11 protein-coding genes are annotated in these 13,021 nt (G+C 64.9%); 1 reads left to right on the top strand and 10 read right to left on the bottom strand.

The window, feature by feature from the left end; genetic code table 11:
- Positions 1 to 67 precede the first annotated feature (67 nt).
- The 3 genes from AC1DSD_RS12905 to AC1DSD_RS12895 form a co-directional block, all read right to left on the bottom strand.
- Positions 68 to 460 (bottom strand): acyl-CoA thioesterase, encoded by a 393-nt coding sequence (locus AC1DSD_RS12905; protein WP_478031358.1) that lies wholly within the window; start codon positions 458 to 460, stop codon positions 68 to 70.
- Positions 461 to 571: 111 nt separating this feature from the next.
- A complete protein-coding gene (locus tag AC1DSD_RS12900) occupies positions 572 to 2,635 on the bottom strand; it encodes a S9 family peptidase (protein WP_478030578.1) in 2,064 nt (687 codons plus the stop codon).
- A gap of 40 nt (positions 2,636 to 2,675) precedes the next feature.
- Positions 2,676 to 3,311, bottom strand: coding sequence for a hypothetical protein (locus AC1DSD_RS12895; protein WP_478030576.1), 636 nt, complete (start codon positions 3,309 to 3,311; stop codon positions 2,676 to 2,678).
- A 231-nt stretch (positions 3,312 to 3,542) separates the two neighbouring features.
- Between AC1DSD_RS12895 and AC1DSD_RS12890 the strand changes: the two genes are divergently transcribed.
- Positions 3,543 to 5,342: an aminopeptidase P family protein gene (locus tag AC1DSD_RS12890; protein WP_478030574.1), complete on the top strand. Its 1,800-nt coding sequence runs from the start codon at positions 3,543 to 3,545 to the stop codon at positions 5,340 to 5,342.
- 42 nt (positions 5,343 to 5,384) lie between these two features.
- Here AC1DSD_RS12890 and AC1DSD_RS12885 read toward each other — a convergent pair whose 3' ends face one another.
- The 7 genes from AC1DSD_RS12885 to AC1DSD_RS12855 are packed head-to-tail and all read right to left on the bottom strand — an operon-like array spanning position 5,385 to position 12,934.
- A complete protein-coding gene (locus AC1DSD_RS12885) occupies positions 5,385 to 6,728 on the bottom strand; it encodes a GH1 family beta-glucosidase (protein ID WP_478030572.1) in 1,344 nt (447 codons plus the stop codon).
- Positions 6,725 to 7,525, bottom strand: a complete 801-nt coding sequence (locus AC1DSD_RS12880; protein ID WP_478030570.1) for a carboxylesterase family protein — start codon at positions 7,523 to 7,525, stop codon at positions 6,725 to 6,727. The genes AC1DSD_RS12885 and AC1DSD_RS12880 overlap by 4 nt, the downstream gene beginning before the upstream one ends.
- Positions 7,522 to 8,337 (bottom strand): carbohydrate ABC transporter permease, encoded by an 816-nt coding sequence (locus AC1DSD_RS12875; RefSeq protein ID WP_478030568.1) that lies wholly within the window; start codon positions 8,335 to 8,337, stop codon positions 7,522 to 7,524. The genes AC1DSD_RS12880 and AC1DSD_RS12875 overlap by 4 nt, the downstream gene beginning before the upstream one ends.
- On the bottom strand, positions 8,334 to 9,209 hold the full coding sequence (locus AC1DSD_RS12870) for a carbohydrate ABC transporter permease (RefSeq protein ID WP_478030567.1): 876 nt from the start codon (positions 9,207 to 9,209) through the stop codon (positions 8,334 to 8,336). Before AC1DSD_RS12870 ends, AC1DSD_RS12875 begins: the two co-directional genes overlap by 4 nt.
- Complete coding sequence (locus AC1DSD_RS12865) at positions 9,206 to 10,495, bottom strand: sugar ABC transporter substrate-binding protein (protein ID WP_478030566.1); 1,290 nt, start codon at positions 10,493 to 10,495, stop codon at positions 9,206 to 9,208. Before AC1DSD_RS12865 ends, AC1DSD_RS12870 begins: the two co-directional genes overlap by 4 nt.
- Positions 10,492 to 11,937: a glucoamylase family protein gene (locus AC1DSD_RS12860; RefSeq protein WP_478030564.1), complete on the bottom strand. Its 1,446-nt coding sequence runs from the start codon at positions 11,935 to 11,937 to the stop codon at positions 10,492 to 10,494. Before AC1DSD_RS12860 ends, AC1DSD_RS12865 begins: the two co-directional genes overlap by 4 nt.
- Positions 11,930 to 12,934, bottom strand: a complete 1,005-nt coding sequence (locus AC1DSD_RS12855) for a LacI family DNA-binding transcriptional regulator (protein WP_478030563.1) — start codon at positions 12,932 to 12,934, stop codon at positions 11,930 to 11,932. The genes AC1DSD_RS12860 and AC1DSD_RS12855 overlap by 8 nt, the downstream gene beginning before the upstream one ends.
- Positions 12,935 to 13,021 lie beyond the last annotated feature (87 nt).

Below are 13,021 nucleotides of genomic sequence, written 5' to 3'. Positions count from 1 at the left end.
GCGGCGCGGCGCGGGCTCCCAAGCTCGCGCCGCGAGCGTTGCCGTTGCGTTACACGGAACGGCGGCGTCAGTCGAGAAACGGTGCCGCGAGCTCGGGCCTGACCCGCATCAGGCGGCCCGTCGCCCGGTCGATCAGCGCCCAGGTTGTGACCGCCTCGACCTTCACTTTCCCATCCGCGCCGGTGAACCGGACATGGCGGTCGAACCGCGCGCCTTGCGGCGGCTCCGACACCCAGGTCTCGGCTGTCACCGTCTCTCCGACCGACACGTTGCCGCGATAATCGATCTCGTGCCGCGTCACGACCCAGATCATGGCGTCGCGCTGTTCAGGCGTGGCGATCGTGTTCCAATGCGCCACCGCAATATCCTGGATCCACTTCACCCAGACCGCATTGTTGACATGGCCGAGTTCGTCGATGTCCGCCTCGGTCGCGGTGATGGGGTAACTTAGCCCCGCCATCTCAATAGTCGTCACCCCGGACTTGTTCCGGGGTCCAAATCTCCGCAACGGAATCCCGCCGTTGTTGCGCGTTGGATGCCGGAACAAGTCCGGCATGACGGTGTGAGGCCTTCACTCCTCGACCCCCATTTGCCACAACACGAAGCAATGCTCCTCGGCGCCTTCGTACAGGCTGTCGAACCGCCCCGACTTGCCGCCATGGCCTGCGCCCATATTGGTCTTGAGCAGCAATAGATTGTCGTCGGTCTTGGTCGCACGTAGCTTCGCCGCCCATTTGGCCGGCTCCCAATAGGTCACGCGCGGGTCGTTGAGTCCTCCGCTGATGAACATCGGCGGATAGGCCTGGGCAGTGACATTGTCGTAGGGCGAATAGGAGCGGATCAGCTCGAACGCCGCTTTGTCCTCGATCGGGTTGCCCCATTCGGGCCATTCGCCGGGAGTGAGCGGCAAGCTGTCGTCGAGCATCGTGTTGAGCACGTCGACGAACGGCACGTCGGCGATCACCGCGCCCCACAGATCGGGGTCCGAGTTGACCACTGCGCCCATCAATTCGCCGCCCGCCGAACGCCCGGCGATGGCGATCTTGCCGGCGCTGGTCCAGCCATCCGCCACCAGCGCGTTCGCCACATCGACGAAGTCGTTGAACGTGTTGCTGCGCTTTTCAAGCTTGCCGTCGTGATACCATTGCTGGCCGAGATCGTCGCCGCCGCGAATATGCGCGATGGCATAAGCGAAGCCGCGATCAAGCAGCGACAGACGCCCTGTCGAGAAGCCGGGCGGGATGGCATAGCCATAGGCGCCATAAGCGTAGAGGAAGAGCGGGCGCGATCCGTCGCGCGGAAAGTCCTTGGGATAGACGATCGACACCGGCACCTCGGTGCCGTCGCGCGCTTTTATCTTGAGCCGCTCGGTGTCGTATTTGCCCGCGTCATAGCCCGAGGGGATTTCCTGGACCTTCAGCGTGGTCATCTCACCCGTTGCGACGTCGTAGTCATAGACCGTCCCTGGCGTGACCATCGATTCGTAGCCGAGCCGGATCACCGGCATGTCATATTCCGGATTGTCGCCGAGGCCCGCGGTGTAGCTCGCCTCCGGGAAGGCGATCCGCTGGGGCGCGATCGCAGGATCGTAACGATGGATCCAGATTTGATCGAGACCGTCCTCTCGCCCCTCGACGACGAAATAGTCGCGATAGCATTCGACACCCGTCATGTAGAAATGTGTCGATGGCGCGATCAACTCGCTCCACTTCTCCGGATCGGCGATCGGCGCGGTGCACAGGCGCCACATCGGATCGATGTCGTTGGTGTGGATGTAGAGGGTCTGCCCATGCGTCTCGACATCATATTCGCGCCCGGTCTTGCGCGGCGCGACACAGATCGGCTTGGCCATCGGATCGGTTGCCGGGAGCAGATAGACTTCGCTGGTGACATGGTCGCCTGTGGCGATGACGATCCACTGGCGGTCGCTCGTCTCGCTGACCCCGACGCGGAAACCTTCGTCATGCTCGTGATAGAGTTCCGCGTCGGCCGTGGGATCGGTGCCGAGCTTGTGCAGTCGGGCATTGTCGGTGCGCCATTGCTCGTTGGCGAGGCCATAGAGAAACGCGCTGTCGTCGGCGGTCCAGACGATCTCCGACAGCATGCCCGGGATGGTGTCGGGGAGGTGTTCGCCGGTCGCCAGGTTCTTGACCCGGATGGTGAAGCGCTCCGAGCCATTGTCGTCGATCGCATAAGCGAGCAGCTTGCCGTCGTTCGACACCGAAAAGGCGCCGAGGCGGAAATATTCCTTGCCCTCGGCCAGCGCGGGTTCGTCGAGCAGCAACTCGTCGGGACCGCCCGCGACGGGCTTGCGCCACCATTTGCGATACTGGCCGCCGGTCTCGTACGCGGTCCAATAGAGCCAGTCGCCGTCCTTCTGCGGGACCGAGGCATCGTCCTCTTTTATCCGCCCCTTCATCTCTTCGTAGAGCCGGTCGGTCAGCGGCTTGTGCGGCGCCATCATGGCCTCGAAATAGGCGTTCTCCGCCTCGAGATAGGCGAGCACATCCTTGTCTTTCACGTCCGGATAGCTGGGGTCCTTGAGCCACGCCCAGGGGTCCTCGATCGTGATGCCATGGGTGGTGAAGGAATGCGGACGGATCGCTGCGACGGGCGGCTTGGGTTGGTCGGTCATTCGCCCTACCTAGGGCGGCGCAAAGGTCTCGTCACCCCGCTCAGCGTAGCTGCGCCAGCCAGCGCAACAACTGACCCCCTCCGGCCATGATCGCTGGAAATCCGTAACACAGCCAGATCGGCAGCGGCGCCCCTTGGCTGCTCGACGCGATCAGGAAAAACGTGCCGGCAACGGCGACGACGATCGCCCATTGTATCAGCAGTCCGGCGCCGACAGCCCGGTTGGTGGCGGGTTCTACGCTCAAATTGCCGATGCGGGCCGTCTGAGGTGCGGCGTAAGCGGACAATTGCTCCCAGTCGCGCGCGCCGATCGTCAGTTTGCCGATCTCAGGCCGGCCGAACCGGAGCCGGACCATAGGAACGAAGAAGGGTCGCGTTTCTTCCGCTTCGACCTCGGACCAAGGGACCAGGAACGGCCGCTGGAAGGGCGCCATCAGGCGCGATGCGCTGATCCGCAGACCCGAACGGCAGGCGGCGACCGTAATGACGCGGCGGAAATGCACGCCAAGTCCCATGCTGGCCGAGCCGATCCTGCGCTTGAACAATGGGTCGTCTTCACCACGCGGGTAATGTTGCTGGAGCGCGAACCACCCCGACATCACCCCGAGCAGGGAAGTGATCGCGAGCCACATCCCCACGAACAGGAAGGGAAAGAAGATCGGAAACCAGCGTGCCATCTCAGGGTCCATTTGACCGTTCAAGCGTCACCCCCAATTCACGTCGGCACCGGATTTCCGGTATTGCACCCTCTTACTCTCGCGTGGTGCGTGCCGACAATTGCCGCGTTGCTGTCCATCCGGCTCGCGTATCGTCGCTTGACCTCTGCGTCTTGCGCGCAAATGTGGGCCACTGCGCTCTTCGCGCGTTAACCACCCAGTCGCCTCCCGCGACGTCAATGGAAGTGCTCGATGTCCACTTATGCCGACCGACTTTCCGCTCTCCGCGAGCAATTGAAGCGCGAGCGCCTCGACGGTTTCGTCGTGCCGCTGACCGACGAGCACATGTCCGAATATGTCGGCGCCTATGCGCAGCGGCTGGCCTGGCTGACCGGGTTCCAGGGATCGGCCGGGACCGCGGTGGTGCTGCCGGCGGAAGCGGCGATCTTCACCGACGGGCGCTACACGCTCCAGGTGCGCGAGCAGGTCGACGGCGATCATTGGCAGTTTGTCGGCGTGCCGGAGACCAGCGTATCCGATTGGCTCGGTCGCCATGCCGGACAGGGCGCGCGGATCGGCTACGATCCCTGGCTGCACACCTCGGCCTGGGTCAAGGAGGCCGAAAAGGCGCTGGCGGCCAAAGGCGCGACCCTGGTCGCGGTCTACACCAATCCGGTCGACGCGGTGTGGCCCGACCGGCCGGCGCCGTCGGATGCGCGGCTGGTGGTCCAGCCCGATGCGCTTGCCGGCAAATCCTCGGCGGAGAAGCGCGCCGATATCGTCGATTGGCTGAGCGAGCAGCAGGCCGATGCCGTGGTGCTCTCGGCGCTCGATTCGATTGCCTGGACGCTCAACGTGCGCGGCGCCGATGTCGAGCGCACGCCGGTCGCGCTCGCTTATGCCATCGCCAATGCCGACGGCACGGTCGACCTTTACGTCGCGCCCGAGAAGATGAGCGAGGAGGTCGCCGCGCATCTCGGCAATGCGGTGCGCGTGCATGATCGGAACGATTTCGCGCCGGCGCTCGCGGCTTATGGCGGCAAGCGCGTCGCTGCAGATCCCGAACGCGCTGTGGCGGCGATCTTCGACGGTCTGCAGCGCGGTGGCGCGACGGTGCTCGCATTGCGCGATCCCGTGGTGCTGGCCAAGGCGATCAAGAACCCGGCCGAGGCGGCAGGGCATCGTGCCGCGAGTGTGCGCGACGGGGCGGCGCTGACCCGCTTCCTCAAATGGTGCGAGGAGACGCTGCCCAAGGGTGCCGAGACCGAGTTGACCGCAGCGGCCAAGCTGCAGGAGTTGCGCGAGGCGACCGGGCTGCTCAAGGATCTGAGCTTCGACACGATCTCGGCGACCGGGCCGCATGGCGCCAGCCCGCATTATCGCGTCGACGAAGACTCCAATCTGAAGATCGAACAGGGCCAGCTCTATCTGGTCGATTCGGGCGGCCAATATGCCGATGGCACTACCGACGTGACGCGCGTCGTCCCGGTGGGCGAGCCGACCGCCGAGATGCGCGATCGCTTCACCCGCGTCCTTCAGGGACATATCGCGCTCGCCACCGCGGTGTTCCCGGAAGGCACCAATGGCGGTCAGCTCGACAGTTTCGCGCGCCGGCCCTTGTGGGAGGCCGGTCTCGATTTCGCGCACGGCACCGGCCATGGCGTCGGCTCGTACCTTGCGGTGCACGAAGGGCCGCAGCGCATCGCCAAGCCCAATTATCCCGGCGGCGGTCCGGCCGAGCCGCTTCGTCTCGGCATGATCATCTCGAACGAGCCGGGTTATTACAAAGCGGGCGAATACGGTATCCGCATCGAGAATCTCGTGCTGGTCGAGCGGCGCGACATTCCCGGCGCCGAACAGCCGATGATGGGCTTCGAGACGCTGACCTTCGCGCCGATCGAGCGCCGGCTGATCGAGCCGGCGATGCTGACCCAGGCCGAGCGTGCGTGGCTCGACGCCTATCATGGCCGCGTGCTCGACGTGCTGGGGCCGGAGCTCGGTGCCGACGAACGGGCGTGGCTGTTGGCGAAGTGCGCGCCGATCGGCGGATAAGGGCGGCTCCGAATTCGCGACGGGCGGGGAGGGCGGATTTGATCAGCTCAAACACGCCCCGTTCGTTGCGATCACCTCGCCGTACAGCTTGGCCGAATCCTTGAACGTCCGTTCCTGCGTTTCGAAATTGACATGGACGATGCCGAACCGTTTCGAATAGCCGAGCGACCATTCGAGATTGTCGAACAACGACCACAACATATAGCCCTTGATCCGCGCGCCCTGCTCGATCGCCTTGCCGACCGCGGCGACATGTTCGCGCAGATAGGCGGCGCGCAACGGGTCCTCGACCCGGCCTTGCGATGCGGCGGGGGGGTCGTAGAAAGCGGCGCCATTCTCGGTGATGTAGATCGCCGGATCGCCGTAATTGTCCTTCACCCACAACAGCACGTCGGTCAGGCCTTGGCCGAACACTTCCCAGCCGGTGGTGGTGTAAGTCGCTTGCGGTTGCACCACCATGCCTGCCCGCACCGGGAAACTGTCGTCGGCCTTGGTGACGTTGCGGGTGTAGTAATTGACCCCGACGAAATCGATCGGCTGTTTGGCCAGCGCCAGATCCTCCGCCGACCAGTCGATCCAGGCCTCGCCGAACACGTCGGCGAGTTCGGGCGGGTTCGTGCCATGGATGGCGGGGTCGAGATATTGGCGGTTCATGTAGGCCGTGGCGCGCGCGGTCGCGGCCTGGTCCTCGGGCGAATCCGACGCCGGATATTTGGGCTCGAGATTCACCACCAACCCGATCTCATGCTTGCCGATCTCGCGATAGGCTTTCACCGCGGCGCCATGCGCGCGCATCAAATTGCGGCTGGCGATCGGCGCTTCGAACACATTCTTGTGTCCCGGCGCGAGCGCGCCGTGAAGGTAGCCGCCATCGGTCACCACCCAAGGTTCGTTGAGCGTCACCCACTTCGTCACGCGGCCATCGAGCCGGTCGAACAGCACGCGGCCATAATCGGCGAACCAGTCCGCACTATCACGATTCAGCCAGCCGCCTCTGTCGTCGAGGGCGGCCGGCAGGTCCCAATGATAAAGCGTGCACAACGGCTCGATGCCGTTGGCGAGCAACGTGTCGACCAGTCGCTCGTAAAAGCCCAGCCCGGCCTCGTTCACCTGGCCGATGCCGTCGGGCAGCACGCGGCCCCAGGCGACCGAGAAGCGATAGGCCTTGAGCCCCAGCCGCTTCATCAGCGCGACGTCGTCGGCCATGCGGTTATAATGATCGCAGGCGACGTCGCCGGTATCGCCCTTGGCCGCCATCAGCCGCGGATCGTGGCTGAATCGCTGCCAGATCGACGCGCCGGCGCCATCGGCGAGCGGTGAGCCCTCGATCTGGTATGCCGCGGTCGCGCATCCCCACAGGAAATCGTCGGGGAACGGATTACTCATGTGTCTCGGGCCTTCTTTTTGTTGGTTTTCTGGGGACCGCCTGGGGCGGGAACGGTGCGGCGCTGCTCGAGCAGCCAGCGCCACATCGTCGGATCGTCATAAGCAGGCTCCCACGATCCGTGGGTCATCTGCGGATAGATCGTCATCTTCGGGCGGACACTGCCCTTGCAGGCATCGACCTTCTTGACGATCGCGAAGCCTTGCTGGGGATCGACAACGTCATCCTGGTCGCCGTGGAACGCCCAGATCGGCATGTCCTTGAGCACGCAGGGGTCGAGGTCCTTGTCCTCGGAAAGGCCGGCGACCGGCACGATCGCGGCGAATAATTCCGGGTGCCTGAGCGCCCAGGCCCAGGTGGCATAGCCGCCCAGGCTGAGCCCGGTCAGGTAGATGCGGCTGGGGTCGACGCGATACTGCTTGCGGACGGCGGCGAGCAATTGGTCGAGCTTGGCCGTGTCCCACCGTTTGTCTTCGTCGCTGGCGGCTTCGAGCTGCGGCGAGACGAGGATGAAAGGCGATCCGGGATGCTGCGCGATGATCTTGGGCGGGCCGTTGCGTTTGACCGCCTCGATATCGCTGCCGCGCTCGCCCGATCCGTGAAGGAAGATCACCAGCGGCCATTGCTGCGTCTTGTCGGCATCGTAACCGCGCGGCTTGAAGATCAAATAGGGATAGCCGCCTTCAGCCGGCGCCGGCTGCGCGGTCTGCACGCCTTCGGGAAGCGGGGGAGGGGCGGAAGGGTGTTTGGTCGCGGCGATCGTCGCCGCGGCGGCCAGGGCCAAGATCAGTCTCCTCATCCCTTGACGCTCCCCGCCATCAGCCCGGCAATGTAGTAACGCTGCAACAACAGGAAGAGCAGGAGGACGGGGATGAGCGTCACTACGGTGCCGGCCATCATCAGCTCGACATCCTGGACATGCTCGCGGCTGAGGTTGGCGAGCGCTACCGGCAAGGTCTGCTTCTGGCTGTCGTTGAGGATGATCAGCGGCCAGAGGAAATCGGACCATGAGCCGAGGAAGCTGAACGTCGCCAGGGTGGCCAGGATCGGCTTCAAGGTCGGCAGCACGATCGAGCGGAAGATCCTGCCCTCGCTTGCGCCGTCGATGCGCGCGGCCTCGAGCATCTCGTCTGGGATCGACAATGCATATTGGCGGACCAGGAAGATGCCGAACACCGTCGCGATCGACGGTACCAGCACGCCGGCGAAGCTGTTGACGATGCCGAGCGACTTGCAGATCAGGAACAGCGGAATCATCGCGACCTGCGCCGGGATGACGAGCGCGGTCAGCAGGAAGCGGAACAGCCGCTCGCGCCCGCGGAACCGCAATTTGGCGAAAGCGTATCCTGCCATCACGTTGAAGGTCAGCGACATCAGCGTGGCGAGCGTGGCCAGCGTCAGGCTGTTGACGAGGTATCGCGCCATGTCGGTGCTGGCGAAGAGTTCGACGAAATTGGCAAGGGTCGGATGCGCCGGGAGCAGGGGCGGCGGGAAGGACGAGGCCTCGCCCGGGGTCATCAGGCTGACCGATACCATCCACAGCAATGGCGCCATCGCGAACAGCGCGATGGCCCACAGTGCCAGATTGGGCAGGACACCGCCGCGCTTCATTGCGTCCACCGCTCGCTGACGCGCAGCTGCACCAGGGTCAGCGCGAACATGATCAGGAACAGCACGAAGGCGATCGCGCTGGCGAAGCCCAGGTTCCACCAACGGAATCCCTGCTCGTACATGAAATAGAGGATCGAAACGGTGCTCTCGACCGGGCCGCCCTGGGTCATGACATAAGGCTCGGCGAAGAGCTGGAAATAGCCGGCCATGGTCAGGATCGACACCACCAGCAGCACCGGGGCGAGGCCGGGAAGAGTGACGTGGCGGAGGCGCTGGAAGGCGTTGGCGCCATCGATCCGCGCCGCTTCGTGCAACTCCTCGGGGATGGTCTGCAACCCCGCCAGGATGATGATCATGTTGTAGCCGAAATTCTTCCACACCGCGAACAGCACGATCGCGGGCATCGACCAATGCGGATCGCCCAGCCAGTCGATCGGCGCGACACCGATCCCACCCAGCGCCCAATTGATCAGACCGTATTTAGTGTGGAGCAAATAGCGCCAGATCACCGCCACCGCGACGAGCGTGGTGACCACCGGCGCGAAATAGACGGTGCGGAAGAAGCCCTTGAACCGCGCCAGCTTGTTGTCGAGCAGCAAGGCGGCGGCGAGCGACATCATGATCGACAGCGGCACGCCCAGCACCACGAACCAGGCGGTGTTGCCCAGCGCTTTCCAGAATAACGGCGTCTCGAGCAGGTGGAGGTAATTATCGAACCCGACGAAGCGCAGATTGCCGATATCCGCCACCGCATAGATGTCGAAATCGGTGAAGCTCAGGATCAGCGCGGCGGCGACCGGCAGGAAGAAGAACAGCCCCAGCGCAACCAGCGCTGGGGCGACGAATCCCCAGGCTGCGCGCTCCTGGTTCATGACCGTACCTCCGCGAGCACGCCGACTTGCTTCTTGCGCGCCAATATCCACCGCCGTTTGGCGAGTATCTCATCGGCGCGCTTGTCCAGCTCGGCGACGGTCTGGTCGGTGGTCAGCTCACCGTGCGCGGCCTTCTCGGAGACGAGTTTGAGCTCGGTCGCGATCCGCTCCCATTCCGGGACCTTGGGCGTGGCACGCACCCGCGTCATCTGTTCGCCGAACGCCTTGGCATAAGGGTCGTTGGCGAGTTCGGGCGTTTTCCACACACTGATCCTGGGCGGCATATCGCCGGTCAGCGCATGGAAGCGAATCTGGATGTCGGGACGCGACAGGAACGCGACCAGCTTCCACGCCGCATCCTTCTTGGTCGAGGTTTTGAACAGCACCAGGCTGGACCCGCCAGCATTCGACACGCCGGGGCCGTCGGGGCCGGGCATCGGCGCAGTCATCCATTCGCTTTGGTGTGCGAGCGGCAGGCGGCGCTTGAACTCGCCGATCTGCCACGGGCCGGTGATGTAGAAGCTGAACCAGCCGCGATCGAATTCGTCCCAGACATTTGCGACCTGGGTGGTCGCCGCGACCGGCGCGAGCCCGTCGCGCATCGTGCTCAGGTAGAAATCGAGCGCCTTGCGGAACCCCGCGCTGCGAAAATTGCCGCGCGCATCGTCGGTAACCATCGGCTCGGATGCCTGCAGTCCGAGGATTTCGAGCGGCTCATATTCGTTGAGCGGCAAATAGGCGGCGTATTTGTCGGGCCCGACCAGTTTCTTGATCGCCACCATCTGGCGCCGCCATTCGGCCCAGTCACGAGGTGGATGGTCGAAACCGGCCTTCTTCAGGATGTCGCGGCGATAGAACAGCAACCGCGTGTCGACATACCAGGGCACGCCGTAGAGCTTGCCGTCGACGACATTCGAGTCCCAGATGCCCGAATAATAGTCCGCGCGCGGGATCGCCGGCGTCGCCGCGATCCGCGCGTCGAGCGGTTCGAGCGCGCCGAGCGTGGCGAACTCGGGTACCCAGCTATTCCCCAATTGCGCCAGGTCGGGCATCGCGTCGCCAACGAACGCGGTCAGCAGCTTTTCGTGCGCGGCGGTGAACGGCAACTGCTGGATGCGGACCTTCACCCCCGGATTCTCGCGTTCGAATTCGGGGACGAGATCGCCGATCACCTCGCCCTCGCGGCCCATCGCCCAGACGTCGAGCACCGTCGCCGATGGCGCGGCCGAGCACGATCCCAGGAAGATCGAGACCAACCCGAAGACCAGGGGCAGCAGCCGATTCACCCCAGCCAGCCGCCGGAGAATCCCGCGCGCTGCAGCCCGCGCCTGATCGCGGGGTGGCTGCGCATCGCGTCCCAGATCATGCCGCTCCGCTGGTTCTCGATCATCGTCACGACCGGGCCCTGGTCGAAGCCGAGAAAGTCGCTGTCGACCCAACCCGCCGTCGCCGTGATCGTGCCGTGCTCATGCGGCTGGTCGGCGAAGGTGAAGCTCGGGTTGAACGCGTCGAGGAAGCCGTACTGGCCGTAAATCGCGCTACCGTAGCGCGTGTACAGCGCCTGAGTGGCGGGCTCGACGATTTCCGGCGCAAAGGGCAGCGAGCCGACCACGGCGGTCGGCGCGAGCGTGCCGTCGTCGAACCCGTCGGGCAGGCCGATCGGACCGCGCGCCGAATAGCCGGTGAACTGGCGTTGCGTGCCGTTGACCATCCCCTGCACGCCGCCGGGTCCATCGCACGCGGTCAGACCCCAGATGTCCTGCGAATAGCCGACCCACCTGCCGGGGTTCCGCTTCGCGTAGTCGCGTTGCCAATAGGTCGCGCGGCGGCTGTTCTCGAAATAGTCGAACCCGGCCTCGCGCATCGTCGCGTCGCGGATGCCACGCATGTCGAGCCAACACTGAGTATATTGGTGCGCAAAGTGCGGGCCGAAGCCGAGATGGCGTGTGTCGCCGCTGCCGCGCCAGCTGTTGGGATAGGTCGAGCACCACCCGTCATAGGCGTCTTTGTCGAGGTAGAAATCGGGCGCACCAAGCGCGAGGACGTAGAGAATCTGCCCCTCGGTATAGCCGAACCACGGCGTCGCGATGAACCCGCTCTCGGGGTGCCAGCCCATCGAGACGCGCTTGTGCGTGTCCTGTTGCTGAAACCAGCGCCAGTCGCATCGTGCGTAGATCTTGGCCGAGAGGTCGCGGATCTCGGCCTCGTCGACCCGGTCGTAATATTGTCCGGCGAACAGCACGCCAGCGAGCAACCAGCTGGTGTCGACCGAGGACAATTCGTTCTGCCGGAAGCGCAGCCCGGTATCCATATCGAGGAAGTGGTAGAAGAAGCCCTTGTAGCCCGCCATCCCGCTCGGCGCGTCGCCTTGCGGCGCGGTCCAGAAGAAACGCAACGTCGCCAGCGTACGCTCGCGCGCCTGATCTCGCGTGATCCAGCCGTGCTTCACGCCGATCGGATAAGCGGTCAGCGCGAATCCGGTCGCGGCGATGCTCGAGAAGCTCGGCGTCGGCCAGCGATCGACCATCAGGCCGTTGGCCGGGTTCGACCGTTCCCAGAAGAACCGGAACGTGCGCCGTTGCATGTCGGTGAGCAGATCGGCGGTCGACATCGCCGCCGGCGCCGGGGACGCGGAGCTCGACGGCGCACCGCTCATCAGATCGGTGGAACAGCCGCCGAGCAGCGCCGTAGCGCCTCCGGCAAGCAGCAACTGGCGACGGTCAAGCATGGCGACGGCTGGACGCGCGGATGACGAGTTCGGGCTTGAGCATTTCGGTGGTCGCCTCGACAGTATCTTCGGACTCGGTGATCGCGACGAGCTTTTCGAGCGCGCGCTCGCCGAGTTCGGCGAGGTTGAGCGCCATCGTCGACAAAGCGGGCGTGACATATTGCGCGATCGGCACGCCGTCGAAACCGATGATCGCGACATCGTCGGGCGCGCGCATGCCGCCTTCGGCCAGGGTTGCCATGCACGCGACCGCCATCATGTCGTTGGCCGCGAACACGCCGTCGATATGCGGGCGTTGGCTGAGGATCTGCCATGCCGCGTCGATTCCCGAGGCTTCGCTGAAATCGCCTTCGATCTCGATTGCTGCGTCGGCGCCGAGCAACTCGGTCACCGCCGCGCGGAACCCGGCGCGGCGCGCATCGGCGTCGGCATTGCCTTGCGGCCCGGTGACGTGCGCGATCCGCTTGCAGCCCTGCGCCACCAGATGCGCGACTGCCTCGCGCGCGCCGGCCAGATTGTCGATCGCGATCGTCGGATGCGTGCCGTCGCTCGCCGCGGCGTTCATGACGATCGCGGGCAGCCCCTTGGGCAGGTTGCGACCAAGGAATTCGGCATCGACTTGCGGCGACATGACGAGCAATCCGTCGACTCGCCCGCGCATCGCCCGGATCGCCAACTCGGTCTCGTCGGCGCTGCCATGCATGTTGGACAGCAGCAGCTGAAGTCCGCGGCGATGCGCGGCGTAATCGATGCCGCGGATGATTTCGGAGAAGAACTCGCCGAACAGATCGGGCAGCACGACGCCGATCGTGTTGGAGCGGCCGCGCGACAGGCTGCGCGCGCCGAGATGCGGCACGTAATCGAGCGCGCGCGCCGCCTCGATCACGCGCTGGCGCGTCGCTGGGGTGACGCTGGCATGATTGTTGAGCGCGCGGCTGGCGGAGGCGACCGAAACCGCGGCGCGGCGAGCGACATCGCGAATGGTGACGGCCGACATCTATTCCTCCCCAACGCGCCCGCGGGCTGCGCGTGTAACCGTTTCCACGAACTCTTCTAAGCCCCAATCGGGCGCCGCGCCAAGCGG

The sequence above is a fragment of the Sphingomonas sp. P4_D12 genome (assembly GCF_056401895.1).
This window is presented reverse-complemented; position numbering and strand designations above follow the sequence as displayed.

Excerpts from the sequence above, each read along its gene's own strand:
- AC1DSD_RS12885 (WP_478030572.1), bottom strand. The coding sequence starts at position 6,728 with ATGAGTAATCCGTTCCCCGACGATTTCCTGTGGGGATGCGCGACCGCG.
- AC1DSD_RS12890 (WP_478030574.1), top strand. The coding sequence starts at position 3,543 with ATGTCCACTTATGCCGACCGACTTTCCGCTCTCCGCGAGCAATTGAAG.
- AC1DSD_RS12900 (WP_478030578.1), bottom strand. The coding sequence starts at position 2,635 with ATGACCGACCAACCCAAGCCGCCCGTCGCAGCGATCCGTCCGCATTCC.
- AC1DSD_RS12855 (WP_478030563.1), bottom strand. The coding sequence starts at position 12,934 with ATGTCGGCCGTCACCATTCGCGATGTCGCTCGCCGCGCCGCGGTTTCG.
- AC1DSD_RS12905 (WP_478031358.1), bottom strand. The coding sequence starts at position 460 with ATGGCGGGGCTAAGTTACCCCATCACCGCGACCGAGGCGGACATCGAC.
- AC1DSD_RS12895 (WP_478030576.1), bottom strand. The coding sequence starts at position 3,311 with ATGGCACGCTGGTTTCCGATCTTCTTTCCCTTCCTGTTCGTGGGGATG.
- AC1DSD_RS12870 (WP_478030567.1), bottom strand. The coding sequence starts at position 9,209 with ATGAACCAGGAGCGCGCAGCCTGGGGATTCGTCGCCCCAGCGCTGGTT.
- AC1DSD_RS12880 (WP_478030570.1), bottom strand. The coding sequence starts at position 7,525 with ATGAGGAGACTGATCTTGGCCCTGGCCGCCGCGGCGACGATCGCCGCG.
- AC1DSD_RS12860 (WP_478030564.1), bottom strand. The coding sequence starts at position 11,937 with ATGCTTGACCGTCGCCAGTTGCTGCTTGCCGGAGGCGCTACGGCGCTG.
- AC1DSD_RS12875 (WP_478030568.1), bottom strand. The coding sequence starts at position 8,337 with ATGAAGCGCGGCGGTGTCCTGCCCAATCTGGCACTGTGGGCCATCGCG.